Annotated in this window: 23 protein-coding genes; 17 read left to right on the top strand and 6 right to left on the bottom strand. The window is 64.0% G+C overall.

All coding sequences use genetic code 11. From position 1 onward, the window contains the following. Positions 1-31 precede the first annotated feature (31 nt). Entirely contained in the window at positions 32-955 is a 924-nt protein-coding gene (locus tag OH764_RS14115; RefSeq protein WP_020069237.1) for a branched-chain amino acid transaminase, read from the bottom strand. Between the two features lie 283 nt (positions 956-1,238). On the opposite strand from OH764_RS14115, the gene OH764_RS14110 reads away from it, so the two are divergent. The 9 genes from OH764_RS14110 (at position 1,239) to OH764_RS14070 (ending at position 11,078) form a co-directional block, all read left to right on the top strand. Beyond that, complete coding sequence (locus OH764_RS14110; RefSeq protein WP_498847215.1) at positions 1,239-1,985, top strand: AzlC family ABC transporter permease; 747 nt, start codon at positions 1,239-1,241, stop codon at positions 1,983-1,985. Next, positions 1,982-2,305, top strand: coding sequence for an AzlD domain-containing protein (locus OH764_RS14105; RefSeq protein ID WP_027778879.1), 324 nt, complete (start codon positions 1,982-1,984; stop codon positions 2,303-2,305). Before OH764_RS14110 ends, OH764_RS14105 begins: the two co-directional genes overlap by 4 nt. A 266-nt stretch (positions 2,306-2,571) precedes the next feature. After that, complete coding sequence (locus OH764_RS14100) at positions 2,572-3,765, top strand: phosphoglycerate kinase (protein WP_498847214.1); 1,194 nt, start codon at positions 2,572-2,574, stop codon at positions 3,763-3,765. A 505-nt stretch (positions 3,766-4,270) separates the two neighbouring features. Continuing rightward, on the top strand, positions 4,271-5,707 hold the full coding sequence (gene pyk, locus OH764_RS14095) for a pyruvate kinase (protein WP_020069233.1): 1,437 nt from the start codon (positions 4,271-4,273) through the stop codon (positions 5,705-5,707). A 290-nt stretch (positions 5,708-5,997) separates the two neighbouring features. Then, positions 5,998-7,062, top strand: a complete 1,065-nt coding sequence (fba, locus tag OH764_RS14090) for a class II fructose-bisphosphate aldolase (RefSeq protein WP_020069232.1) — start codon at positions 5,998-6,000, stop codon at positions 7,060-7,062. A gap of 142 nt (positions 7,063-7,204) precedes the next feature. Further along, positions 7,205-8,095, top strand: a complete 891-nt coding sequence (locus tag OH764_RS14085; protein ID WP_088175699.1) for a phosphoribosylaminoimidazolesuccinocarboxamide synthase — start codon at positions 7,205-7,207, stop codon at positions 8,093-8,095. 36 nt (positions 8,096-8,131) lie between these two features. Beyond that, the gene (purE, locus tag OH764_RS14080) at positions 8,132-8,650 is read left to right on the top strand and encodes a 5-(carboxyamino)imidazole ribonucleotide mutase (protein WP_020069230.1); all 519 of its coding nucleotides are present in this window, start codon (positions 8,132-8,134) and stop codon (positions 8,648-8,650) included. Between the two features lie 156 nt (positions 8,651-8,806). Further along, complete coding sequence (locus tag OH764_RS14075) at positions 8,807-10,003, top strand: 5-(carboxyamino)imidazole ribonucleotide synthase (RefSeq protein ID WP_498847213.1); 1,197 nt, start codon at positions 8,807-8,809, stop codon at positions 10,001-10,003. Positions 10,004-10,013: 10 nt separating this feature from the next. Continuing rightward, the gene (locus OH764_RS14070; RefSeq protein WP_498847212.1) at positions 10,014-11,078 is read left to right on the top strand and encodes an L-threonylcarbamoyladenylate synthase; all 1,065 of its coding nucleotides are present in this window, start codon (positions 10,014-10,016) and stop codon (positions 11,076-11,078) included. A gap of 160 nt (positions 11,079-11,238) precedes the next feature. Here OH764_RS14070 and OH764_RS14065 read toward each other — a convergent pair whose 3' ends face one another. From OH764_RS14065 to dacB, 3 genes are all read right to left on the bottom strand, one after another. Then, positions 11,239-12,489, bottom strand: coding sequence for an SGNH/GDSL hydrolase family protein (locus OH764_RS14065; protein ID WP_498847211.1), 1,251 nt, complete (start codon positions 12,487-12,489; stop codon positions 11,239-11,241). Between the two features lie 94 nt (positions 12,490-12,583). After that, the gene (locus OH764_RS14060; RefSeq protein ID WP_498847210.1) at positions 12,584-13,549 is read right to left on the bottom strand and encodes a sterol desaturase family protein; all 966 of its coding nucleotides are present in this window, start codon (positions 13,547-13,549) and stop codon (positions 12,584-12,586) included. A gap of 149 nt (positions 13,550-13,698) precedes the next feature. Next, positions 13,699-15,396 carry a D-alanyl-D-alanine carboxypeptidase/D-alanyl-D-alanine-endopeptidase gene (dacB, locus tag OH764_RS14055; protein WP_498847209.1) on the bottom strand — a complete coding sequence of 566 codons (1,698 nt, stop codon included), beginning with the start codon at positions 15,394-15,396 and terminating at the stop codon, positions 13,699-13,701. Positions 15,397-15,699: 303 nt separating this feature from the next. On the opposite strand from dacB, the gene OH764_RS14050 reads away from it, so the two are divergent. The 6 genes from OH764_RS14050 to OH764_RS14025 all read left to right on the top strand — a co-directional run bounded on the left by OH764_RS14050 (position 15,700) and on the right by OH764_RS14025 (position 21,370). Next, positions 15,700-16,362, top strand: a complete 663-nt coding sequence (locus OH764_RS14050; protein ID WP_020069223.1) for a response regulator — start codon at positions 15,700-15,702, stop codon at positions 16,360-16,362. A gap of 4 nt (positions 16,363-16,366) precedes the next feature. Further along, positions 16,367-17,668 carry a sensor histidine kinase family protein gene (locus OH764_RS14045; RefSeq protein WP_498847208.1) on the top strand — a complete coding sequence of 434 codons (1,302 nt, stop codon included), beginning with the start codon at positions 16,367-16,369 and terminating at the stop codon, positions 17,666-17,668. Positions 17,669-17,809: 141 nt separating this feature from the next. After that, a complete protein-coding gene (locus tag OH764_RS14040) occupies positions 17,810-19,330 on the top strand; it encodes a DegQ family serine endoprotease (protein WP_498847207.1) in 1,521 nt (506 codons plus the stop codon). 256 nt (positions 19,331-19,586) lie between these two features. After that, the gene (locus tag OH764_RS14035) at positions 19,587-20,084 is read left to right on the top strand and encodes a hypothetical protein (RefSeq protein WP_027778890.1); all 498 of its coding nucleotides are present in this window, start codon (positions 19,587-19,589) and stop codon (positions 20,082-20,084) included. A 128-nt stretch (positions 20,085-20,212) separates the two neighbouring features. Continuing rightward, positions 20,213-20,605 (top strand): DUF427 domain-containing protein, encoded by a 393-nt coding sequence (locus OH764_RS14030; protein WP_027778891.1) that lies wholly within the window; start codon positions 20,213-20,215, stop codon positions 20,603-20,605. A 30-nt stretch (positions 20,606-20,635) separates the two neighbouring features. Beyond that, on the top strand, positions 20,636-21,370 hold the full coding sequence (locus OH764_RS14025; protein WP_020069218.1) for an SRPBCC family protein: 735 nt from the start codon (positions 20,636-20,638) through the stop codon (positions 21,368-21,370). A 249-nt stretch (positions 21,371-21,619) separates the two neighbouring features. Here OH764_RS14025 and OH764_RS14020 read toward each other — a convergent pair whose 3' ends face one another. After that, positions 21,620-22,627 carry a helix-turn-helix domain-containing protein gene (locus tag OH764_RS14020; RefSeq protein WP_498847206.1) on the bottom strand — a complete coding sequence of 336 codons (1,008 nt, stop codon included), beginning with the start codon at positions 22,625-22,627 and terminating at the stop codon, positions 21,620-21,622. A 177-nt stretch (positions 22,628-22,804) separates the two neighbouring features. Between OH764_RS14020 and OH764_RS14015 the strand changes: the two genes are divergently transcribed. After that, on the top strand, positions 22,805-23,431 hold the full coding sequence (locus OH764_RS14015) for a cysteine hydrolase family protein (protein ID WP_498847205.1): 627 nt from the start codon (positions 22,805-22,807) through the stop codon (positions 23,429-23,431). A gap of 132 nt (positions 23,432-23,563) precedes the next feature. Here OH764_RS14015 and OH764_RS14010 read toward each other — a convergent pair whose 3' ends face one another. Beyond that, a complete protein-coding gene (locus OH764_RS14010) occupies positions 23,564-24,202 on the bottom strand; it encodes a TetR family transcriptional regulator (protein WP_214877820.1) in 639 nt (212 codons plus the stop codon). A 425-nt stretch (positions 24,203-24,627) separates the two neighbouring features. On the opposite strand from OH764_RS14010, the gene OH764_RS14005 reads away from it, so the two are divergent. Next, on the top strand, positions 24,628-25,860 hold the full coding sequence (locus OH764_RS14005; RefSeq protein ID WP_131320096.1) for an efflux RND transporter periplasmic adaptor subunit: 1,233 nt from the start codon (positions 24,628-24,630) through the stop codon (positions 25,858-25,860). Positions 25,861-25,864: the final 4 nt, after the last annotated feature.

Here is a 25,864-nt window from a genome sequence, read left to right as displayed (position 1 = left end):
GAAGGCAGCCCGAAGCCAGGCGCGGCGCGCGTTAGATCTTGGTTAGCCAGTGCGCGTACTTCTCGCTCTTGCCGTTGACGATATCGAAGAAGCCCGACTGCAGCTTCTCCGTGATCGGACCGCGCGCGCCCGCGCCGATCGTGCGGTTGTCCAGTTCACGGATCGGCGTGACTTCTGCGGCGGTGCCGGTGAAGAACGCTTCGTCGCAGGTATAGACCTCGTCGCGGGTGATGCGCTTTTCAATGACCGGAATGCCCATGTCGCGGGCGAGCGTGATGACCGTGTCGCGCGTGATGCCGTCGAGGCACGACGACAGGTCCGGCGTGTACAGCTTGCCGTTGTTCACGAGGAAGAAGTTTTCGCCGGAGCCTTCCGACACGTAACCGTCGACGTCGAGCAGCAGCGCTTCGTCGTAGCCGTCGGCGATGGCTTCCTGGTTGGCGAGAATCGAGTTCACGTACCAGCCCGACGCCTTCGCGCGGACCATCGACACATTCACATGATGCCGCGTGAACGACGAAGTCTTTACGCGGATGCCCTTGGCAATGCCGTCTTCACCGAGGTAAGCGCCCCACGGCCACGCCGCGATCGCCACGTGGATGGTGTTGCCCTTGGCCGAGACGCCGAGCTTTTCCGAGCCGACCCAGATGATGGGGCGCAAATAGCACGACTCGAGCTTGTTCTCGCGGACCACCTCGCGCTGCGCGGCGGCGAGCGTTTCGTGGTCGAACGGCACGTCCATCTGGAAAATCTTGGCCGAGTTCAGCAGACGCTTGGTGTGTTCCTGCAAACGGAAAATCGCGGTGCCGCCGTCTGCTGTTTTGTAGGCGCGCACGCCTTCGAAAACGCCCATGCCGTAATGCAGCGTGTGGGTCAGCACGTGGATCTTGGCATCGCGCCAGTCGATCAGCTTGCCATCCATCCAGATCTTGCCGTCGCGGTCGGCCATTGACATACGATTCTCCAGCAGGTGCGTGTTTATCTGAGCCCCCAAGCCCGTCGCCTCGCGTCAGGCCCCCTAAGGGGCGGGAAAGCCGGTACGTGCCGGCGGCTTCCGGTGGGGTGCGGCGAAGAGCGTTATTTTAGCGTCTTTTGCACACGGAACGGGCATTTGGACGCACTTCGGGCGCTATAATTCGGCAGACGCATAATTCACATCCGGACGCGCCAGCGGGTGCTTGACGACCTGGCGCCCATTTCCCTCATCGCGGCCACCTGCGCTGGCGCTTTTTCGCCTCATGCTCGCTCGTCTGTCAGATACCGATCGCCGTGCCTTCCGTGAAGGCGCTCGCGACTATTCGCCAACGCTCATGGCAATCTGCTCGTGGGGCCTCGTCACCGGCATCGCAATGAGCAAGTCCGTGCTCACGCTGCCGCAGGCGCTCGCCATGTCGCTGCTGTGCTACGCCGGTTCGTCGCAGCTGGCGGTGCTGCCGCTCCTCGCCGCGAAGCTGCCGGTCTGGACCGTGCTGCTCACGGCCGCCATGGTCAATCTGCGCTTCGTGATCTTCAGCGTCGGCCTCGCGCCGCATTTTTCTTATCTGTCGATGTGGCGGCGCATCTCGCTTGGCTACTTCAACGGCGACGTGATCTATCTGCTGTTCGTAAAGAAGAACTTCCCGACCGGCTACGTCCCCGGCAAGGAGGCGTATTTCTGGGGCATGGCGTTGAGCAGCTGGCTGTCGTGGCAGGTCGCGTCGATCGCGGGCATCCTGCTCGCGAGCCTGATTCCCGACAACTGGGGCCTGGCGCTCGCCGGCACGCTTGCGCTGCTGCCAATCATGGTGGCGGCAATCGCGACGCGCTCCACACTGGTGGCGGTCGCCATCGCGGGCGTCGTCTCGCTCCTCGCGTTCGATCTTCCGTACCGGCTCGCGCTGCCGCTCGCGGTGATCGCGGCGATAATCGCGGGCAGTGCTGCGGATCTGATGGTTGAGCGTGCCGACTTACGGCGCATTCGCGGCGGCGCGGGAGATTCGCGGTGACATCTACGGAAATCTGGCTGGCAATCATCGGCATGACCATCGTCACCGCGGTGACACGCGCCATGTTTCTAATCGGCGGCGAGCGCACGGTTTTACCCGCGCGCGTTCAGCGCATGCTGCGCTATGCGCCGGCCGCAGCGCTCGCGGCGGTGGTGCTGCCCGACGTACTCGCAACGCCCGAGGGCCTGTCGTTTGCGCCGTCCAACCACGAGTTCTATGCAACGCTTGCCGGGCTTGGGTGGTTTTTGTGGCGCCGCACCATGCTTGGCACGATCGTCGTCGGAATGGTGGTGTTCACGATGTTGCGGCTCTTCATGTAACTCCGGTGCGGCCGATGCTGCGCTGCGGCATGCAGCGCGGTGTCCAAATACGGGACATTCGCCCGTTCGCGGGTCAGAAGGCAGTTCGGATCAGTTAAAATGGCCCTTTCCGGGATGATCGCGCCGATGCCTGGCGCCTGCGCCGCGGCCTTGCCGCCGGCCCCCGACTTTGTGGAGCCGCCGTGCCGACGCGCTGGAGTTCACCGCGCCCAAAGCCCTGAGCGACGTCCGCCACCGCCTTCTCATCAACTCGCACACAAACGCCCATGAACAAGGTATTGCGTCTCTCCGATCTGATCGCCGAAGGCAAGCTGTCCGGCAAACGGGTGTTCATCCGCGCCGATCTGAACGTGCCGCAGGACGATCAAGGCAACATCACCGAAGACACCCGCATCCGCGCCTCTGTGCCGGCGGTCAAGGCAGCGCTCGACGCTGGCGCGGCCGTAATGGTCACGTCGCACCTGGGACGTCCGACCGAAGGTGACTTCAAGCCGGAAGATTCTCTCGCGCCGGTCGCAAAGCGTTTCGCCGAACTGCTTGGCCGCGACGTGCCACTCGTCGCGAACTGGGTTGAAAACGGCGTGAACGTCGCGCCGGGCGACGTTGTGCTGTTGGAAAACTGCCGCGTCAACAAGGGCGAAAAGAAAGACTCCGACGAGCTCGCGCAGAAAATGGCGAAGCTCTGCGACATCTACGTGAACGACGCGTTCGGCACCGCGCATCGCGCTGAAGCCACCACGCACGGCATCGCGAAATATGCGCCGGTTGCTTGCGCCGGCCCGCTGCTTGCCGCCGAACTGGAAGCGCTCGGCAAGGCGCTCGGCGCGCCGAAACGTCCGCTGGTTGCGATCGTCGCGGGCTCGAAGGTGTCGACCAAGCTGACCATTCTGAAGTCGCTGGCCGAGAAGGTCGATCAGCTGATCGTGGGCGGCGGCATCGCCAACACGTTCATGCTGGCGGCCGGTCTGAAGATCGGCAAGTCGCTGGCGGAAGCGGATCTGGTGAACGAAGCCAAGGCAATTATCGACGCGGCGAAAGCACGCGGCGCATCGGTGCCGATCCCGACCGACGTGGTCACGGCCAAAGAGTTCTCGCCGACCGCCAAAGCTGAAATCAAGGCCGTCGCCGATGTTGAAGACGACGACCTGATCCTCGACATCGGACCGGAAACTTCGAAGGCGCTCGCCGCGCAACTGGAAAAAGCCGGCACCATCGTGTGGAACGGCCCGGTCGGCGTGTTCGAATTCGACCAGTTTGGCAATGGCACGAAGACACTGGCCGACGCCATCGCGAGATCGCCCGCGTTCTCGATTGCGGGAGGCGGCGATACGCTTGCCGCGATCGCCAAGTACGGCATCCACGACAAGGTGAGCTATATCTCGACGGGCGGTGGCGCCTTCCTCGAGTTCCTCGAAGGCAAGAAGCTGCCCGCCGTTGAAGTACTGGAATCGCGGGCTTAACGTGGCGACGCGCTCACCAACGTCGAAATCTGCAAAAGCGGACGGTCAGCGCGGCAAGCCGCGCGACACCGCAACAGGAGCGGCAGGGGAGCGCGCCACGCGCTCCGATGTGGCAACGGCAGCGATGGCGGCCCCGGAGTCGGCGCTTGCCGACACGGTTGCCGCCGCGGTTGCGGCTGTCGGCGAAGCCGCCCACGCTGTCAGTCAGCAAGAAACATCCGGGACGTCTCCCGAGCTCGCGGAGTCGACCACTGCGGGCGACACCTCTCGATTGGCCGGCGACCGGACTAGCGAATCGGCCCGCCCGTCGGCAGAACTCCCCGATCCGCAAGTCGCGCCCGCTCCCTCACCGGCGCCTCACGTGCTGGTTTCGAACACTGCTTCACCCCATAAAGCGACGCTGGTTTCAACCGGCGCGCAGCCCCTGGCAGCATCTTTCGGTGCGCAGCCTCCGCATCCGACTCGCAGCGCTCTTTCCAGCGATCCCATCCAGACGAGGAGACTCATGCATCGCGCCACCAAGATTGTCGCTACCATCGGACCGGCTTCCAGCACGCCGGAGATCCTGCTGCAAATGATTCAGGCAGGCGCCGACGTGGTGCGGCTCAATTTCTCGCACGGCACGGCCGACGACCACCGCCAGCGCGCCGAATTCGTGCGCGAGGCGGCTCGCCAGGCGGGCCGCGAGGTCGCCATCATGGCGGACCTGCAAGGCCCGAAGATCCGGGTCGGCAAATTTGAAAACGGCAAGGTTTCGCTCGTCGCGGGTGAGCCGTTTATCCTCGACGCCGACTGCGAGCTCGGCAACCAGGAGCGCGCCGGACTCGATTACAAGGACTTGCCGCGCGACCTGAAGCCTGGCGACGTGCTGCTGCTCAACGACGGTCTGATCGTGCTAAACGTTCAGCGCGTGATCGGCAACGAGATTCATACGATCGTGAAGATCGGCGGCGACCTGTCCAACAACAAGGGCATCAACCGCCAGGGCGGCGGTCTGTCGGCGCCCGCGTTGACCGCCAAGGACATGGAAGACATCCGCACGGCCATGTCGCTCGGCGTCGATTTTGTCGCGGTGTCGTTCCCGAAGAACGCGACCGACATGGAAATGGCTCGCCAGCTGGCGAACATCGCCGGCGCACCTTACGGCATCAAGCCGAAGATGATCGCCAAGATCGAGCGCGCGGAAGCCATTCCTGCGCTGCAAGGCATTCTCGACGCATCCGACGGCATCATGGTCGCGCGCGGCGATCTCGCCGTGGAAGTGGGGAATGCCGCAGTCCCCGCGCTGCAAAAGCGCATGATTCGTATGGCGCGCGAGTCGAACAAGTTCGTGATCACCGCGACGCAGATGATGGAGTCGATGATCTACGCGCCGGTGCCGACCCGCGCCGAAGTATCGGACGTCGCGAATGCGGTCCTAGACGGTACGGACGCGGTGATGCTATCGGCGGAATCGGCGGCGGGCAAGTATCCGGTGCAGACCATCGAGACAATGGCCGCGATCTGCGTCGAAGCCGAGAAGTCCGAGCAGTCGGAGCTGGACCGGGATTTCCTCGATCGCACGTTTACGCGCATCGACCAGTCGATTGCCATGGGCGCGCTCTTCACGGCGTTTCACCTTGGCGCGAAGGCGATCGTCGCGTTGACCGAATCGGGTTCGACCGCGCTGTGGATGTCGCGTCACTGGACGCACGTTCCGATCTTCGCGCTCACACCGCGGGTCGGCAGCGAGCGGGCAATGGCGCTGTACCGCAACGTGACGTCGCTGCATCTGGACACCAACACCGACCGCGACACCGCGTTGCAACAGGCGTTGGAGACGGTGGTCAGCAAGGGGTACGCGTCGCGTGGCGACATGGTCGTGCTGACTGTCGGCGAGCCGATGGGGCAGGCCGGCGGCACGAACACGCTGAAGATCGTGCGGGTCGGCGAGCCGTATTGATCGCATGCCCGGCGGACCGGGGTGAGTGGTTGCCACCCGCTCCGGTCGACCGCCCTGCATGAGATCGGAGTAACGCGCTAGAGCGACTCCGGTCGACAGCTTTGCATGACCGGTACTGGCTGGATCGAACGAAGCAGGTTGTCAGGCCCCGCGAGAGGCGGTGCACCCGCCGCGAGTGCGTGCGTGGCGTGAATGAACGGGTGCGCACGGGTATGCAGCTTGCTTCGCGACAAGATCGCCCACAAGATGCCGGCGGCACAAGAATTCGTTTCAATCTAAGGAGTTACAGCATGCCTCTCGTATCAATGCGTCAACTGCTGGACCATGCCGCTGAAAACGGCTACGGCCTTCCGGCATTCAACGTGAACAACCTGGAGCAGGTGCAGGCGATCATGGCGGCGGCCGACAAGGTCAATGCCCCGGTCATCATGCAGGCTTCCGCCGGCGCGCGTAAGTACGCGGGCGAGGCGTTCCTGCGCCATCTGATCGAAGCAGCGGTCGAGTCCTATCCGCACATTCCCGTCGTGATGCACCAGGACCACGGCCAGTCGCCGGCGGTCTGCATGGCGGCGATCCGCAGCGGCTTCACGAGCGTGATGATGGACGGCTCGCTCGAAGCCGACGGCAAGACGGTCGCTTCATACGAGTACAACGTCGACGTATCGCGCAAGGTCGTGGAAGCCGCGCATTCGATCGGCGTGACGGTCGAAGCGGAACTCGGCGTGCTCGGCTCGCTGGAAACCATGAAGGGCGACAAGGAAGACGGCCACGGCGCGGAAGGCACCATGACCCGCGAGCAATTGCTGACCGATCCGGAACAGGCCGCCGACTTCGTCAAGCTGACGCAGTGCGACGCGCTCGCAATCGCAATCGGCACGTCGCACGGCGCATACAAGTTCAGCAAGAAGCCGACGGGCGACATTCTGTCGATCCAGCGCATCAAGGAAATTCACCAGCGCATTCCGAACACGCACCTCGTGATGCACGGTTCGTCGTCGGTGCCGCAGGAACTGCTCGCGGAAATCCGCGAATTCGGCGGCGATATGAAGGAAACCTACGGCGTGCCGGTCGAGGAAATTCAGGAAGGCATCAAGCACGGCGTGCGGAAGGTCAACATCGATACCGACCTGCGTCTCGCAATCACCGGCGCAATTCGGCGCTACATGGCGACCAATCCGGGCAAGTTCGATCCGCGCGACTATCTGAAGCCGGCGCGTGAAGCTGCAATGAAGATCTGTATCGAACGCTACACGCAATTTGGCTGCGAAGGCCAGGCTGGCAAGATCAAGCCCGTTTCGCTTGATAAAATCGCGGAGAAGTACAAGTCGGGCGAGCTTGCACAGGTCGTCCGCTAAGCGGTATTTGCGTCAGCGCAGGCTCTGCACCTGGCCGTCTGGCCAGGTTGTCGTTAGATCGCCGTTCCCGCATCATCCGGGGAACGGCGTTTCCCTTTTGTTCCGGTCACACTTTTTGCCTTACTTTTAGCGAACCACGACGATGTCTACCCTCTACGAATCCACGCTCCGCTCGCTGCCGCTGCTCGGCCGCGGAAAAGTCCGCGACAACTATGCAGTGGGCAACGACCAGTTGCTGATCGTCACGACCGACCGTCTGTCGGCGTTCGACGTCATCATGGGCGAGCCGATTCCGAATAAGGGGCGCGTGCTCAACGAAATGGCGAACTTCTGGTTCGAAAAGCTCAAGCACGTGGTGCCGAATCACCTGACCGGAGTGGCGCCGGAATCGGTGGTGGCGGCGGACGAAGTCGAGCAGGTCAAAGGCCGCGCGGTCGTCGTGAAGCGCCTCGAGCCGATCCTCGTTGAAGCTGTGGTGCGCGGCTATCTGGCCGGCAGCGGCTGGAAAGATTACCAGGCCACGGGTTCGGTGTGCGGCGTCGAATTGCCGGCTGGTCTGCAAAACGCGCAAAAGCTGCCTGAGCCGATCTTCACGCCCGCAGCCAAGGCTGAGATGGGCCATCACGACGAAAACATCACGTACAACGACATGGAGCGTCGCATCGGCACCGAACTGTCGGCCACGATCCGCGACATTTCGATCAGGCTGTACAAGGAAGCTGCGGATTACGCCGCCACGCGCGGCATCATCATCGCCGACACGAAGTTCGAGTTCGGTCTGGACAACCACGGCAAGCTGTACCTGATGGACGAGGCGCTCACCGCCGACTCGTCGCGCTTCTGGCCGGCCGACCAGTATCAGGTCGGCACCAATCCGCCTTCGTTCGACAAGCAGTTCGTGCGCGACTGGCTGGAAACACAGGACTGGGCGAAAGAGCCGCCCGCGCCGAAGCTGCCGGACGACGTTATCCAGAAGACGGGCGAGAAATACCAGGAAGCGCTCGAACGCCTGACCGGGCAGAAGCTCGCCTGACCAGATCCGCGCCGTTCGAGAAAAGGAAGCCGCAAGATGAGTGAAGCACAGACCGCCCACACGCATGGCGCGCCGGTTATCGGCGTGTTGATGGGCTCCAGTTCCGACTGGGAAGTAATGAAGAACGCCGTCGCGATTCTGCAGGAATTCGGCGTGCCCTACGAGGCAAAGGTCGTCTCCGCGCACCGCATGCCGGACGAAATGTTCGCCTATGCTGAAAGCGCGCGCGAGCGCGGTATCCGGGCGATCATCGCGGGCGCGGGCGGCGCGGCGCATTTGCCGGGCATGCTGGCGGCCAAGACCACGGTGCCGGTGCTAGGCGTGCCGGTGGCGAGCAAGTATCTAAAGGGTGTCGACTCGTTGCACTCGATCGTGCAGATGCCGAAAGGCGTGCCCGTCGCCACATTTGCAATTGGGGAAGCGGGCGCGGCGAATGCGGCGCTGTTCGCGGTCTCGATCCTGAGCGGCACGAGCGGCGAATATGCCGAGAAGCTCGCGGCGTTCCGCGTGCGCCAGAACGAAGCGGCCCACGCAATGGTATTGCCGGCGCTGTAAGCACGCGCCGAAAAATGGGCCGATGCACCTGCTGAAAACAGACTCAGTAACGGCTCGATTGATACACACAGTCCTCTGTCAGACCCACCGGCCGGACGGTTGCCATTGCAGGAGTTGCAGAACTGCGGGCACACCCGGTCGCGACCGACCACTAAGATGAACCCAGACAACACACCGGTTTCACCGATTTTGCCCGGCGCATGGCTCGGCATGGTTGGTGGCGGCCAGCTCGGCCGCATGTTCTGCTTTGCCGCTCAGGCAATGGGCTACCGCGTCGCCGTGCTCGATCCGGACGAAAGCAGCCCGGCGGGCTCGGTCGCCGACCGCCATCTGCGCGCGGCCTACGACGATGAAGCGTCGCTGACCGAACTCGCCCGGCTATGCGCGGCGGTATCGACCGAATTCGAGAACGTGCCGGCCGCGAGCCTCGACTTCCTCGCGAAGACCACGTTCGTGAGCCCGGCCGGCCGGTGCGTCGCCGTAGCTCAGGATCGCATTGCCGAGAAGCGCTTTATCGCGTCGTCGGGCGTGGCGGTCGCACCGCACGTGGTGATCGAATCGTCGGACGCGCTCGCCGCGCTTGACGATGCGAAGCTCGAAGCCGTGCTGCCCGGCATCCTCAAAACGGCTCGCATGGGTTACGACGGCAAGGGCCAGGTTCGCGTGCGCAATGCCGCCGAAGTGCGCGAGGCGTATGCGTCGCTCGCCGGCGTGCCTTGCGTGCTGGAAAAACGCTTGCTGCTGAAGTTCGAAGTTTCCGCGCTGATCGCGCGCGCGGCGAGCGGCGCTTCGGTCGTGTACCCGCTCGCGCAAAACACGCATCGCGACGGCGTGCTGTCGCACACCATCGTTCCGGCGCCGGACGCAAGCGCCGCACTCGTCGAGCAGGCACAACAAGCCGCGCTGCAAATCGCCGACAAGCTCGGCTATGTCGGCGTGCTCTGTGTCGAATTCTTCATTCTCGAAGACGGCTCGCTCGTGGCCAATGAAATGGCGCCGCGTCCGCACAACTCCGGGCATTACACCGTCGACGCCTGCGCGACCAGCCAGTTCGAACAGCAGGTGCGTGCAATGACCGGCATGCCGCTTGGCGACACCCGCCAGCATTCGCCGGCAGTCATGCTGAACATTCTCGGCGACGTCTGGTTCCCGGCCGGCCCGAAGGGCGCGTCGGTCACGCCGCCATGGCACGAGGTGGCGGCGATGCCGGCGGCGCGTTTGCACCTGTACGGCAAGGAAGAAGCCCGTTGCGGCCGCAAGATGGGACATGTGAATTTCACGGCTGCGACGCTCGAAGAAGCACGCACGGCGGGGCGCGACTGTGCGCGGCTGCTCCACATCGCCACGAGTTAACGCGCGAGCCATGCCCGATCAACAGCAACCCGCCCAACCCGGCGCAGACGCCGCAAATGCTCTGCCCGTGAGCGCCGAACAAATCGAGCACGCAGCGGCGCTGCTCGACGCAGGCGGCCTCGTCGCGTTTCCCACGGAGACGGTCTACGGGCTCGGCGGCGACGCTGAGAACCCAGAAGCGGTGGCTCGCATTTATGCGGCGAAGGGCCGGCCGGCGAATCATCCGGTGATCGTGCATCTGGCTCCGCAGGGCGATCCGCAATATTGGGTCGAGCATTTGCCTCAGGAAGCGCAGCGTTTGATCGACGCGTTCTGGCCTGGGCCGCTCACGCTCATCCTGAAGCGCGCCGCTCGCATACCCTCGGCGGTCAGCGGCGGGCAGGATTCGGTTGGACTGCGCTGTCCTTCGCATCCTGTAGCGCAAGCGTTGTTGCAGGCGTTCAGCGCGTTGCGCGACGGACATGGCGGCGTCGCGGCGCCCTCGGCGAATCGCTTTGGACACGTGAGTCCGACCACCGCACAACATGTTCGCGAGGAGTTCGGCAACGCGATTCATGTGCTCGACGGCGGCGCGTCCGACGTCGGTATCGAATCGACAATCGTCGATTTGTCGCGTGGTTTTCCAGCTTTGCTGCGACCGGGCCGCGTCACGCCGCAAGACATTGCCGACGTGCTCGGTGAAGCGCCGCGCCTTCCCGACGGCTCCGACGCAACGGCGCCGCGTGCGTCCGGAACGCTGAAGGCGCACTACGCGCCTCGCACGCCGTTGGCGCTGTTGTCGTTCACCGAACTGGAACCAATGCTGGCCGCCCGCGCGCCGGGCGAGCGCGTTGCACTGGTCGCCCGCGCTTCGCGCGCGGGGCATTGGGCCGACGCCGAAGGCGTGCATTTCATCGCGGCCCCCGAAGATCCGCATGTGTATGCACGCGAGCTGTACGGGTTGTTGCGGGCGCTCGATCGTGCCGACGTCACGCGCATTTTGATCGAGAAATTGCCGGATACGATCGAATGGATCGCCGTGAATGATCGGCTGGGCCGCGCGGCAGCGGCGTTCGAAGCGCAAAGCCACGCCTGAACTCTCGCGTCTCCCGAAGCGCTCCAAAGTAGCGGAGAAGCGCGCAATAAAAAAACGCCTGGCTGCAATCGACACACTCGCACAGTCGATCAGCCAGGCGTTTCGCATTCCAACGTTCGCAGCTCGAGACCGCGTCACGCGCGGTCTCCCGAAACTCCACTTATTTACCGAGACCGGTCGCCGCGATCTGCTGCTGGACATACTGCGCGAACAACGCGTGCATGTGCGTGCTCGGGTGGACCGTGTCCGCGAACATGTAGGTCTGGTCCGCACCGGCCACCGTGTAGGTTTGCGGCGAGCAGAACAGCGAAGAGGCGAACTGGCTGCCGTACTGCTCCGGAGTCAGGCCGTTCGTCGCGGTGGGATTGGCTCGGGCGTAGGCCGTTGCGTTGGCCTGCATCGCGCTCAGGTTGCACGCAGTGTCAGTGTTGGACACCGTGAAGCCGAGCGCCTTGTAGTTCGGCAACTGCTGATCCTGCCACGCGAATGCATCGACCACGATCACTTTGCCCGTGCCCACGAGGCCGAGCGCCGTGAGGTTCTGAACGAAGAGATAGTTATACGCAGCGGCGATTCCCGACAGCAGCGCGGCGGAACCCGGTGTCTTCGCGTTGGATGCGACGCCAAGCGGCGTATTGCCGATGTCGGGCACAGTCGAGACCACCACGTGGGTCGCACCCGCGCCAACAATCGTTTTGACTTGCGCGGCGAGTTGGGCGGCGGCCTGAGCGACCTGCGGGTTAGGCAGCTGTTGCAGATAGCCGACGATAAACGCGACCTGGCCGGCCTGTGTGTTCGGCAGCTTGCCCGCCTGCACGAGCAGTGGGTATTGCGTCTGTAGCGCGGTGCCGAGCGCGGTCAGGTTAGCGGTGTTTTCCGCGAACTGGAAGATGTCGTTCGCTCCGCCGTTCACGAGCACCAGCTGGTTCGCGTTGAAGCTCGAATGGGCACCGAGGTAGTTCGCGACCTGAGTCACGATGGGCACCGTCGTGGCCGCCATGTTGTTAGGCGCCCAGCCTTTGCCTTGAGCATTGACGACGTCCGAGCCGCCCTGCGCATAACCGTAGCCGCCCGTTGCGACCAGCGGCTGGCCGAAGCCGCCGAGGTATGCCGGTTTCAAGGTGTCGCCGTAATACTCGGCCACTTTCTGCGTCCACACTTCGCCCGGATTGGTCGTGAAGCGGCCACCGCCGAAGCTGCCCTGAATCACCGGCGAATAGGTGCCGGCGTCCGACAGGCTGTCGCCGAACGAAACGACTTGCAACTTGACGCCGCCCGCAGGCGTGCTGCTGGCGTTGTTGTTATTGTCGCTGCCACCGCCGCACGCGGCGAGCAGCGCAAACGCCGCGCTCGCGATGGCGGTTTGCGAGAGGCGCAACCAATGCTGTTTCCTCGATGCTGTGTGCTTCATATTGACTACATCTCCTCGTATGTTTGGCCCTTGCGCCATATATTGCAGGCCGCGTCCACCGCGTCGGCGGCGTGACGACAGCTTACAGAATCTTCTACGGTCTGCGTCGTGCGGAATACGCGGCCGTATCGTTGTTGTCGTTGATGGTTGCGTGCGCAAGCGTGGCCGTTGAGCCGGCGCTGCGGCGCGCGTGATAATCGGCTGCCCACGCGGGCGGTGCAAAAAGCGCACGCAGCTTGTTACGCGCGCCGTGCACGCTCGCGAAGTCGCGCGCCATCGACGCCCATTCGTGGAACGTCACCTTCAGCGGGTTATACGTATCGAGCGGCTCCACGATGCCGTATACGGGCGGCTCGCGCGGGTCCTCGTCGACGTAGCTGTCGAACAGCCGGTCCCACACCACGAGCACGCCAGCGTAATTGCGGTCGATATAGCGGTCATTGCGCGCGTGATGCACACGGTGAATCGACGGCGTGTTGAATACGTACTCGAGCCAGCCGAGCTTGCTGCCCGCTTTGCTGCCGAATTTACCGATCGCCTGCGTATGCACGAAAAACTGGAAGCCCAGGTTGATCAGCACGATGGCGACGATCTGCTTCGGCGGAAACCCGAGTACGGCAAGCGGAATCCAGAAGAGCCACATGCCAGCCACCGGATACATCAGGCTCTGGCGGAACGCGGTCGAAAAATTCATTCGTACCGACGAGTGGTGCACGACATGCGCGGCCCACAGCCATCGCACGCGGTGGCTGCAACGGTGAAATACGTAGTAGAGCAGATCCTGCGCGACGAACAGCACGGCAAACGAAAGCCAGCCTGCGTGCCACGTGTAGACGCGGTAGCGATCGTAGAAGAACGCATAAACAGGGATGATCGCGAGCCAGGCGAGCTTGTCGGCAGCTTGCTGCATGAGCGCGAGCGCTGCGTTGCACAGCGTATCGCGCCAGCTGTAAAGCCGCGCGCCGGGGCGCGTTCGCCGCAGGTGCCACGCCTCCCAGCCGATACATGCGAGAAAGACTGGCGCCATGGCGAGCAGCAGCAATTCGGCGTCGAATTGCATGGTGTCTTCCTCCGTGGTCCCTTGTCGCCGCGTGATATGCCGCGGTGTTTTGTCGTGTTGCTGTGCGAGCGTGCAGCGCGTCTCGAACACTGCTCGACAGCGTACACGCTTAAGGTCTCACCGCGCGCCGCCTTCGCTAGAAGGAATCCTCAATGCGCGTCGTGTTTGCGCGGGTTTTTCCTGGGCTTGCCATGTGGTGCCACGCTGGCCGATTCCGCGGCAGGCACCGAGATTCTGCTGAAGCCTTGGTTTGGTCCCTGATACACCCATTCGAGCAGCGCGTCGTGCGCGGCGCGCGCGGCCTCGGAGTGCGGATCGTTGATGAAGCTCACCACCACGTAGCTGTTGCCGTCCGCCGATGCCACGTAGCCCGCGATCGCCCGCACGTCGCGCAAAGTGCCGGTCTTGATCTGCGCGTTGCCGCCCGCACCCTGGTTGGTCAGCCGGTTGCGCATGGTGCCGTCGACACCGGCGATCGGCAGCGACTGCACGAACACCTGGGCGACAGGGCTCGCGTTGGCGCGTTGCAGCAGGTCGGCGAGCGACAGCGCGGTGATGTGCTCCTCGCGCGAGAGGCCTGAGCCGTTGTCGAGCGTCAGATATTCCATGTCGATGCTGTCACGCCGCAGGAACGCCTCGATCGCGCGGGCGGACTTGGCGGGCGTCGCAGGCCCTTTTTCTTCGGCCGCTCCGATCGACAGGAACAGGTTTCGCGCCATGGTGTTGTTGCTGAACTTGTTGATGTCGCGAACGATATCTGACAGCACCGGCCCCTGATGCGTGGCCACCAGTTTTGCGCCGACGGGCACGGCGCCTTCACGCGTCGCGCCGCTAAAGGTGCCGCCCGTCTGCTGCCACAAAGCAAGGAAGCCGCCCGCGAAGAACGCCGAATGATCGAGCACCGCGACGTTGACGGTGCGTGGGCCGCAGCGCACCGAATAGTCGCCGGCGAACGATGCGACGAGGGCACCGTTCGGCGTCGGCGTGACGGTGGGCGACACGGATGCCGCTTCGCCGCGGCACGGGCCGTTGACCGCGCGCATCTGATTGTCGATCTGCAACTGTGCAAGCGCGGGCAGTACGTCGATCGTGACGGTGCCGTCCGATGAAGGCGTCAAGGTGAACGATAGCGACTTGAATGCGTACAGCAGTGGGTCGGGCCCGACGTTATATGGCGCGCTCGCGTCGTCATCGAACGGCGGCAGATCGCGCGTCGACGGATCGAAGTAGCGCTTGTCGAGCACGAGCGCGCCATCTATACCGCGAATTCCCGCCTTGTGAATCTTCTGCACGAGGTCGATGAGTTCTTCGGGCACGAGCTTCGGGTCGCCCGTACCTTGAATGTACAGATTACCGTGCAGCACGCCGTTGGCGTCGACTGTGCCGTCGGCGTACGCGTTGGTGCGCCAGCGGTAGTCGGGGCCGAGAATCGACAGACCGGAGTAGGTGGTGACGAGCTTCATCGTCGAGGCGGGCATCATCGGCTTGCCCGCATTCAGCGCGACGATCGGCGTGCGATCGCCGACTTTTTCGATGACCACGCTGATCGACGACAACGGCACGTGCGCGCGCTGCAAGCCGATCATGACCGATTGCGGCAGCACGGTGCTGACGTTGACGCTCGGATGCGCCGCCTTGACGCGCGCCTGCGCGGCAAGCGGCAGCGACGCGCCACCGGCGAGCGCGGCACAAACGAGCAGCCATGCGCTCGCGTGCGGCGCCGCGCGGCGCGGCGCGGCAGAAACAGAGCAGGCGGACAAGGATGCGATGAACGACGACGTTAAGCGCGTGCGCAGCGCCGCTTGACGAAGATGGCGTGCGGCGAAAGACAGGAAAGCGTGCGTCATGGACGGGCGAGAAAGCAAAATGTCAGGGCGTGCAGCACGCGGCGATTCAAAGCAGTGGAGATGCGCCGCACGAAGGTTCGCAGCGCGTCAGCGGGTGCGTCATTGCGCATGCGGCGTTGAAGCATTCGAGCTGGCGCGCATTGCTTGCGAACTACGTGAGTCAAGCCTCAAAACCGCCGCGCGACGCAAAGCGCCCATTGTAGTGACATGCCGCCGGCCTGCGGTGAAAAAAGCGCCACACGGCGCGCACGCGCAGAGCGGGCGCTAGAATGCGGCATCATCGAATGTTGAGGAAACGGGACCATGCGCATCTTGCTAGTCGAAGACGACCGGATGATCGCCGAGGGCGTACGCAAGGCGCTGCGCGGCGAAGGCTTCGCGGTCGACTGGGTGGAAGACGGCGAAGCGGCGCTCAGCGCGGCGGGCAGCCAGCCCTACGACCTCGTGTTGCTCGACCTTGGGCTGCCCAAGCGCGACGGTCTGGACGTATTGCGCACGCTGCGCGCGCGCGGCCACGCTTTGCCGGTGCTGATCGTCACGGCGCGCGACGCGGTGGCCGACCGCGTGAAGGGTCTCGACGCCGGCGCGGACGATTACCTCGTCAAGCCGTTCGATCTCGACGAACTTGGCGCGCGTATGCGCGCGCTGATCCGTCGTCAATCGGGCCGCAGCGATTCGACAATCCGCCACGCCAATCTGACGCTCGATCCCGCGTCGCATCAGGTCACGCTCGACGGCGCGCCGGTGGCCTTGTCGGCGCGAGAGTTTGCGCTGCTCGAAGCGCTGCTCGCCCGGCCCGGCGCCGTGCTCTCGAAGAGCCAGCTGGAAGAAAAAATGTACGGCTGGGGCGAGGAGATCGGCAGCAATACCGTCGAGGTCTACATTCATGCGCTGCGCAAGAAGCTCGGCGCGGACCTGATCCGCAACGTGCGTGGCCTTGGCTACATGATTGCCAAGGAAGCCTGAGCCGATGCGTTCGATCCGCCGTCAATTGCTGGTGTGGCTCCTCGCGCTCGTGTTACTCGGCGTCGGCGTTGCTGGCTGGCTGATTTACCGCCAGGCGCTTGCCGAAGCGAATGAACTGTTCGACTACCAGTTGGAGCAGATCGCGGCGGCCCTGCCGTCCGAACCATTCTCACAAGTGCTCGGCTCGCGCGATACCGGCGACGAAGGCATCGTGCTGCAGATCTGGAATCGCAACGGCGTGCTGATGTACTACTCGCGTCCTCGCGCGCCGCTCGCGCCGCGCGCTGAACTGGGCTTCACGACCGAGCATACGGATCGCGGCGACTGGCGCGTGTACGGGGCGATCGTCGGCGATAACGTCGTGCAGTTGGCGCAGCCGTTGTCGGTGCGCAACCGCCTTGCCGCCGACGTCGCATTGCGCACGTTGTGGCCGTTGATCGTGCTGCTGCCGGCGCTCGGGCTCGCGGTGTGGGTGATCATCGGACGCGGGTTGCGGCCGCTGCGGCGCGTGACGAGCGCGCTCGACACGCGTCATCCGGAGGCGCTCGATCCTTTGCCCGATCAGCGCCTGCCGCTCGAAGTGCAGCCGCTCGTGCGCGCGTTGAACGGGCTGTTGCAGCGGCTCGCCACCGCGCTCGACATCCAGAAGGCGTTCGTCGCCGACGCCGCGCACGAACTGCGCACGCCGCTTGCCGCCGTGCAGATTCAATCGCAACTGGTGGCGCGGGCAAAAGACGACGCGGCGCGCAGCGAAGCGCTCGCCGACCTGCAAGCGGGTGTGACGCGCGCGACGCGCCTTGCCGAGCAACTGCTCGCGCTCGCGCGCTCGGAACCGGACGGCCTCGGCGTAACTGACGCCGTCGACTTGCGCTCGTTGCTGCAGGACTGCGTGGTGACCTATGCGCCGCTTGCTGAAAATCGCGGCGTGGACCTCGGCATCGAGGCGAGCGAAGCGGCTACCGTGATCGGTGATCCCGAGTCGCTGCGCGTCATGTTCAACAATCTCGTGGATAACGCGACCAAGTACACGCCGCGAGGCGGGCGCGTCGACGTGAGCCTGCATGTCGAAGAGGGTCATCCGGTCGTGCGTATCGCCGACAGCGGGCCCGGCATCGAGCCTGCGGAACGCGAGCGCGTCTTCGACCGTTTCTATCGCGCGGGCGCCGGCGAAAATCGCGTACGTACCGATGTGGCCGGCAGCGGACTCGGCCTCGCGATCGTCCGGCGAATCGCGACGCAACATCACGCGACAGTGTCGCTCAACAAATCGTCGGCAGGCGGCTTGGAGGTCACGGTACGCTTCTGAACCAATGCTTTCGATTTGCCTGATGCAGAAAACCCCTGAAGAGAAGGCCAAAACACGATCTGTCGCTGCTTAAGACTCTTTTAAGCGATGCCCCGTACGCTTCCTGACATCCGAGTTTCTTTCTCCAGTCAGGAGTACACGATGAACGCGAAAACCTTGTCTCGCAGCGCTGTTGCAGCGGCTGTCGCCGTTGCGCTTTCCGCCGGCTATGTGGCGGGCCATCGCGACGTGCCCGCGCCCCAGGTCATCTCGCCGGCGCAAGCGGCGATGATGCCCGCCGAAGCTGCCGCGAAAACCGGCATTCCCGATTTCTCCGGTCTCGTCGAAACGTACGGACCGGCGGTCGTCAACATCAGTGCAAAGCACGTCGTGAAGCGCGCGGCGCTGCGCAACAACGGCGGCAATGGCGGCATGAGCGGCGGCAATCAGTTGCCGATCGATCCGAGCGACCCGTTCTACCAGTTCTACAAGCATTTCTTTGGCGGCATGCCGGGCGTGCAAGGCGGCGACGGCGGCGATGCGCCCGACCAGCCGAGCGCAAGCCTCGGTTCTGGGTTTATCGTCAGCAACGACGGTTACATCCTGACCAATGCGCACGTGGTTGACGGCGCCAACGTCGTCACGGTGAAGCTGACCGACAAGCGCGAGTTCAGAGCCAAGGTGATCGGCGCCGACAAGCAGTCGGACGTCGCCGTCCTGAAGATCGACGCAAGCAATCTGCCGACAGTGAAGATCGGCGATCCGCGTCAGAGCAAGGTCGGTCAGTGGGTCGTCGCGATCGGTTCGCCGTACGGCTTCGACAATACGGTGACCTCCGGCATCATCAGCGCGAAATCGCGTTCGCTGCCGAACGAAAACTACACGCCGTTCATTCAGACCGACGTGCCGGTGAACCCCGGCAACTCCGGCGGGCCGCTCTTCAATTTGCAGGGCGAGGTGATCGGTATCAACTCCATGATCTACTCGCAGACCGGCGGCTTCCAGGGGCTTTCGTTCGCAATCCCGATCAATGAGGCGATCAAGGTCAAGGACGACATCGTCAAGACGGGTCACGTGAGCCGTGGGCGCCTGGGTGTCGCGGTGCAAAGCATGAATCAGACGCTGGCAGATTCGTTCGGCATGCAGAAACCGCAAGGCGCGCTTGTCAGCTCGGTCGATCCGGACGGTCCTGCCGCGAAGGCGGGGTTGCAGCCGGGAGACGTGATTCTGTCGGTGAACGGCGATCCGGTGGGCGATTCATCGGCGCTGCCTTCACAGGTGGCAGGGCTCGCGCCCGGCAGCACGGCCACAGTGCAGGTGTGGCGGGACAAAGGAACGAAGGATCTGAAGGTGACGATCGGCTCGTTGTCGGACGCAAAACTGGCCTCGGACAAGACCGATCAGCCCGCGCAGTTGCAAGGGCGTCTGGGCGTGGCCGTGCGTCCGCTGACGCCCGAGGAAAAGAGCAGCGCTTCGATCTCGCACGGTCTTCTCGTGCAGCAGTCGGGCGGCGCGGCAGAAAGCGCGGGCATCCAGCCGGGCGACGTGATTCTCGCCGTCAACGGCCGGCCGGTGACGAGCGTCGATCAGTTGAAGCAGATGGTCTCCGGCGCGGGCAATAGCATCGCGTTGCTGATCCAGCGGGACAACGCGCAGATTTTCGTGCCGGTCGATCTGGGTTGATCGACGTCCGGTCAGTCATGACTGGTCGATAAACAGCATCGAGTAACGCTTGCCGGTCTGTTTGCACTTACTGCAGACAGACCGGCATTTTTCTTTCCGTGCCGGAAGCCGCAAACCGGGCGCTTTGCGGCGTGTGACGTGCGAAACAGGCGATTCGCCGTGCTGTCGAGCGGCCGCGTGGCACGGCAGTTGCATCGACATTGAATCCGGTCCCATCGACGGGTAACGGATAAGGACGTCAATAAGGAGCAAACCGATGAAGAACCAACGCACTCAGCGAAAGATCGTAGCCGCCGCGGCCAGCGTGGCGCTCACTCTCGGTCTGGCGGGCGGCGCATACGCGCAGCAGGCGAGCGAAGTAACCGGCGGCACCACCGCCGACCAGACGAGCGCAGGCAACGCCAACGGCGGAGGTCTGCCGCAAATCCAGCAACAAGGCGACGTGTCGTTCGTCTCGGGCGGCGTCGGTCTGGACGAGTCCAAGGCACTGCAGCAGGCGCAAAGCCAATGGCCCTTGTCACTGCGCTTTACGGGACCGGGCTCGGACTATCTGGCCGACGTCCACGTGCGGATCGTCGACGCGCATAACGGCGAGGTGTTGAGCACCGCGTCGCGCGGACCCTACATGCTCGTGAAGCTGCGCCCGGGGCGCTACACGGTGCACGCGACTTACAAGGACCGCGACCAGTCGAAGGCATTGACGGTGCCCGCGAAGGGCACGGCGAAAGCGGCGTTCTACTGGAACACGCAGTAAAGCCGGGACTTGTCGGGCATGCAGCACGGAGGCCGCGCACTCGCGAGGACTTTGACCGATAATGAAGCCACGGGCCCGTCCCGTGGCTTTGCTGTATGCACGACCGCACACTTTCACGGAGCCGAGACATGAGCGATGCCTTGACACCTCACGCAAACCCGGACAAACCCTCCGGCGGGCACGCCATTACGATAACGGGCAATCATCACCGGGTGCGGGTGATTCATGGCGGCGTGACGATGGCCGACACGCACGCGGCGCTCACGCTCGCCGAAACCGGTCTGCCCGACGTGTTCTATTTTCCGCGTGAAGACGTGAACATGGCGCGGCTCGAACGCTCCACGCACACGTCGCACTGTCCGTTCAAGGGCGACGCATCGTACTACCACCTGCGCACCGAAGACGGCTTGATCGAAAACGCCGTATGGACTTACGAGACGCCGTTCGAACAGGCAGCCCCGATCCAGGGATATCTCGCGTTTTACTCATCGCGCGTCGACCGCATCGATCAGACTTCCTGATCCGCTGTCGCGCGTCTGTCGGAGGCTGGGATGGAACTGAACGACGCGTTACGGATTCCACTTGCGCCGTCCGATGTCTGGGACGCGTTGCAAGACCTCGCGCTCCTGCGCGCCAGCCTCGATAACTGCGAGTCGTTCACGCGCCTGTCGCACGGCGAATACGCGCTGGCTATGACGGTGCCCCTCGGGCCGCTGCGTGCGCGTTACGAAGCGCGCGCGCACGTCGCGGGTCAGGATTCCGGCCCTGCCGACGCGGAGCGCCGCACGATCAATTTCAAGGCGCGCGCCGAAGGTATCGGCTCACTGCGCGGACAGATCGAAGTGCGCCTGCGCGCGGAAGAGGGCGCGCTCGGCAGCAGGGAGCGCGGCACGCGGATCGATTACACGATCTGGGCGACGTCTTCGGGGCCGCTCGCTGAACTGCCCACGCGTCAGCTGGAAAACGCGCTTCACCATCTCGCCGACGATTTCTTCGCCGAATTCAGCGCAGTAGTGCGGGCGAAGCATGGGCAGGGACCAAACCGCGCGCGCGGTTCGGCCGCGCGTCGCCAGCATGTATTTTTGCGGCCTATCACGCTGAGCGGCGTTTCGCGGCGCACCCGCGCCGAACATGGCAACCCGCTTGCCGGACGCGCTGCCAGCGTGTCGCACGGCGTCTCGCACCCCGAGCCGACGCCTCACGCCATGCCGAACTGGGCGTGGGCGGCGATGATTTTTCTCGTCGCGCTTCTGCTGTATGTGGCGCGCTGGATCAGCGAGCACTGAGGGCGGCCCGCTTGTTCTTCGCGCCTCGACCGGCGCGCGAGCGGCTTGGACGCGCGGAACGGTTGCGCAGCGTGCGGGGTCGAGTGTCGTGCGGGCGCGACTACGAATTCGCGGTGAGCGACTACGAAAGCGCGTCGCTTTTCACCTGCGCTGCTTCGCGACGTCGATGCCATGCTTCGCTTTCAATGTGTCACCCGGCGTCTTCATTGCCATTAGCGTGTCACGCGGCATTTGCGTGAGCGCTGTGTCTCATACGCCGCGAAACGCTCTTCGCCATGCTGAGGGCGAGGTTCGAAAGGCTTCTGCGAAATGTTGACGCAATGACGCCGCCGACCCAAACCCGGCGATGCCCGCAATCGCTTCCACCGACTGATCCGAACTCTCCAGCAACTGCTGCGCGCGCGTGAGCCGTTGTGCGAGCAGCCACGCGCCGACGGTCGTGCCGGTGGCGAGCCTGAAGCGTCGCGTGAAGGTGCGCCGGCTCATCAGCGCGCGCGCCGCGAGGCTGTCGAGCGTGTGCGGTGCGTCGAGGTTGCCGCACACCCAGTCGAGCAGGCCCGAGAGCCGGTCCTCGCGGACGTTCGGCGGCAGCGGCTGCTGGATGTATTGCGCCTGGCCGCCTTGCCGGTGCGGCGATACGACGAGCCGCCGCGCGACGAAGTTCGCTACCTCGGCGCCGCACATCTTGCGCAGCACATGTAAACAGCAATCGAGGCCGGCAGCCGTGCCCGCCGACGTCAGCACGTTGCCGTCGTCGACATACAGCACGTCGCGATCGAGCCGGACGCGCGGGTAACGGCCCGCGAAGTCGTCCGCCCATGCCCAATGCGTGGAGGCCGGGCGGCCGTCGAGAATGCCGGCGGCAGCCAGCACGAACGCGCCGAGGCATAGGCCGACGAGTTGCGCGCCGCGTGCGTGCGCCGCGCGCAGTGCGTCGAGCAAAGCGGCTGGCGGCGGCTCGGCGGGATCGCGCCAGCTCGGCACGATGATCGTGTCGGCTTCGGCGAGCGCTTCGAGGCCGTGAGTCACGGCAATGGAGAATCCTGCGGTCGTCGTCAGCGGGCCGGTTTCCGCTGCACACACGCGGAAGTCGAAGCCGGGAACGCCGGCGTCGCTGCGGTCCTCGCCGAACACCACGCATGGCACGGAAAGATGGAATGGGCTGATGCGGTCGAACGCGATCACAGCGACGATGTGTGTTCGCTGTCCGCGGGGCTTTGCGGCGACGGGGGCAGAAGCGGCGGCAGGTGTAGCCATGAGTCAGGCACCTTATGAGAGCGACGACGATGGCCCGATTCTAGCGAAGATTGTCAGTCGGGCCGCTGTTGGCATAACGGGCGTAGGCGAACAATGCGTCATCGCGGCGGCCTCGCTTGCCTGAAGCTAGCGGGGCTCTGGCGCGCGACCTCGTCAATCTTTTCCAGGAGTCTGGCCATGACCACACCACGCCGTGCGCTGATCGTCATCGACGTGCAGAACGAATACGTAACGGGCAATCTGCCGATCGAGTATCCCGACGTCCAAAGCTCGCTAGCCAACATCGGACGCGCGATCGACGCCGCGCGCACCGCCGGCGTGCCGGTGGTGATCGTGCAGAACTTCGCGCCGGCCACTTCGCCGCTGTTCGCGCGCGGGACCGCGGCAGCCGAACTGCACCCGGTGGTCGCTTCCCGTGAGCGCGATCATTATGTGGAAAAGTCGCTGCCGAGCGCCTTTACCGGCACGGACCTCGCCGACTGGCTGGCAGCACGGCAAATCGACACGGTGACGGTAGTGGGTTACATGACGCACAACTGCGATGCATCGACGATCAATCACGCGGTCCACGCGGGCCTCGCCGTCGAATTCCTGCACGATGCAACCGGCTCCGTGCCGTATGAAAACAGCGCGGGCTTTGCGAGCGCGGAAGACATTCATCGCGTGTTCAGTGTGGTGCTGCAATCGCGCTTTGCGGCGGTGGCGAGCACCGACGAATGGCTTGCCGCCGTCAGTAGCGGTGTGCCGTTAGAGCGCGGCAACATTTATGCGTCGAATCAGAAGGCGCGCAGCCGAAATCGCTGATGGTCCAGCGTGACAACGAGCGCTGCGAGAGCGGGCGCGGCCGTTTGCGTCAAATGGGAAGTTTGCCGACAACGACAGCCACCGCTCGATCAGCCGCAAACTACACCGCCCGAGCGGCCCGCAGCCGCCGCTTCACGTCGACTTACGCAGCGCCGGACTCAGACGTAATGCGTCGAAAATACCTTCGACCATGCGCTCGCCGAGCGCGGTGAAATCCGTGGCGTCGGGTAGAAACAGCATGTCGCGCAGCGACCCGCCGACAAACGCATGCACCATGGCGGCAGCGAGCTTCGTATCGAGGTCTGCCGGCAATTGTCCTTTCGAGATCGCGTTGCGCAAGCCGCCTTCGATCTTGATCAGCGCCTCGCGCATATTGGTCTGGTAGCGGACCATCACCGGTCCCATCTCTTCGACCAACTCGCACTTTAGAAACAGAATGTCGAACACGCGACGGCGCCGCTGATCGGTCGCGGTATCGCGTACACAGACGATGCAGATTTCCATCAGCCGCCCAAGCGGATCGGGCTCGTTCGGGTCCAGCGACGCGGCCTTGAGTTCGTCCAGCGGCAGCAGCACGCGGTCGAACATCTCGGTAAACAGATCGCTCTTGTGGGAAAAATGCCAATAAATGGCGCCGCGCGTGACGCCGGCCGCCTGTGCGATGTCGGCGAGCGAAGTGCGCGAAACACCCTTTTCGAAGAAGACCCGCTCGGCTGCGTCGAGGATGCTGTTGCGCGTCTCCAGCGCTTCTTCTTTGGTTCTTCTGACCATATTTGTATAACTTGCCCTGATTGCGGGTTTTCCCGAGCCTTTTTAAGTGCGCTCGATGACAATCCGTTTGCCTTGAACCGTTTGGCGAAGCTTTCTTCCGGGTCCCCGCCCCGCAAGAGAAGTAACGCACTTTTACATCCATTCGTGAATGTATATATAATAGCACCCCACGATCGGATAGCCCAAGCTGTGACGACCGGTTAATATCCGTCACTGTTGTCTTCAGAACGCTTACGCGCCGTGCTTCAACGGGCGGCGCGGTGCGGCATTTCCCGGTATGGCGCATTTGGTTCAGGTTGCCTCGCAACTGTTGCCGGCAACCATGGGCTTTCGGTCGAGCGTCGCAAGACGCATGTGTGCGCCGTCGTCCCCGGGGTAGGGATGCGCGCACTTTTTCATTCTCAGTCATAGACAGAGGTCGCTCCATGCGCGTCGAACGGGTTCCATTCCGCTTAATCAGTGCCGCGACGGCTGCCATATTGCTGGCAGCATGCGGACCAAAACAATCTGCCCCGCCGCAACAGACGCCCGAAGTCGGCGTCGTCACAGTCCAGCCGACTACCGTACCTGTCGTCACTGAATTGCCGGGCCGCACCAGTGCATTCCTCGTCGCGCAAGTGCGTGCGCGGGTGGACGGCATCGTTCTGCGCCGCGAATTCACCGAAGGCGGCCAGGTCAAGGCAGGCCAGCGCCTGTACAAGATCGATCCGGCGCCGTACATCGCCACGCTGAACAACGCGAAGGCGACGCTTGCCAAGGCGCAGGCCAACCTCGCATCCACCACGGCGCAGGCAAGCCGCTTCAAGGTGCTGGTTGCGGCCAACGCGGTCAGCAAGCAGGACTACGACAACGCTGTAGCCGCGCAAGGCCAGGCCGCAGCGGACGTCGCCGCAGGCAAGGCCGCTGTCGAGACGGCGCAAATCAACTTGGGCTATACCGACGTGACCTCGCCCGTGACGGGCCAGATCGGCGTGTCGCAAGTCACGCCGGGCGCTTATGTTCAGGCGAGCGCCGCGACCCTGCTCGCCACCGTGCAGCAACTCGATCCGGTCTACGTCGACCTGACGCAATCGAGCCTCGAAGGTCTGAAGTTGCGCCGCCAGATGCAGGAAGGGCGTCTCAAGACGAACGGCCCTGACGCCGCGAAGGTTTCGCTCATTCTCGAAGACGGCCGTACGTATTCCGAAAAGGGCAAGCTGCAGTTCACCGACGTGACGGTCGACCAGGGCACGGGCTCTGTCACGGTCCGCGCGATCTTCCAGAACAAGGACAAGGTGCTGCTGCCGGGCATGTTCGTGCGCGCGAAGATCGAGGAAGGCGTGAATGAGAACGCGCTCGTCGTGCCGCAAGTCGGTATCACGCACGACCAGAAGGGTCAGCCTACTGCGCTCGTCGTCGGTGACGACAACAAGGTCGCGTTGCGTCAACTCGTCACCTCGGGCACGTACGGTTCGAACTGGGTGGTCGAGAGCGGCCTGAAACCCGGCGACCGCGTGATCGTGCAGGGCACCGACAAGGCGAAACCGGGCATGCAGGTCAAGACCGTTGCCGCGCAACTTCCCGCTACACCCGCCTCCGGCGCAGCCGCTCAAGGTGCGCCGGCCGCCAGCGGCAGTGCGCAGACGGCTCAACCTGCCTCCGCTGCATCGGGCGCGTAATAAC

The sequence above is a fragment of the Burkholderia sp. M6-3 genome (assembly GCF_050858985.1).
Lineage (GTDB): Bacteria > Pseudomonadota > Gammaproteobacteria > Burkholderiales > Burkholderiaceae > Paraburkholderia > Paraburkholderia caledonica.
The sequence above is the reverse complement of the archived record's forward strand: the minus strand, read 5'-3'. Positions and strand labels throughout refer to the sequence as shown.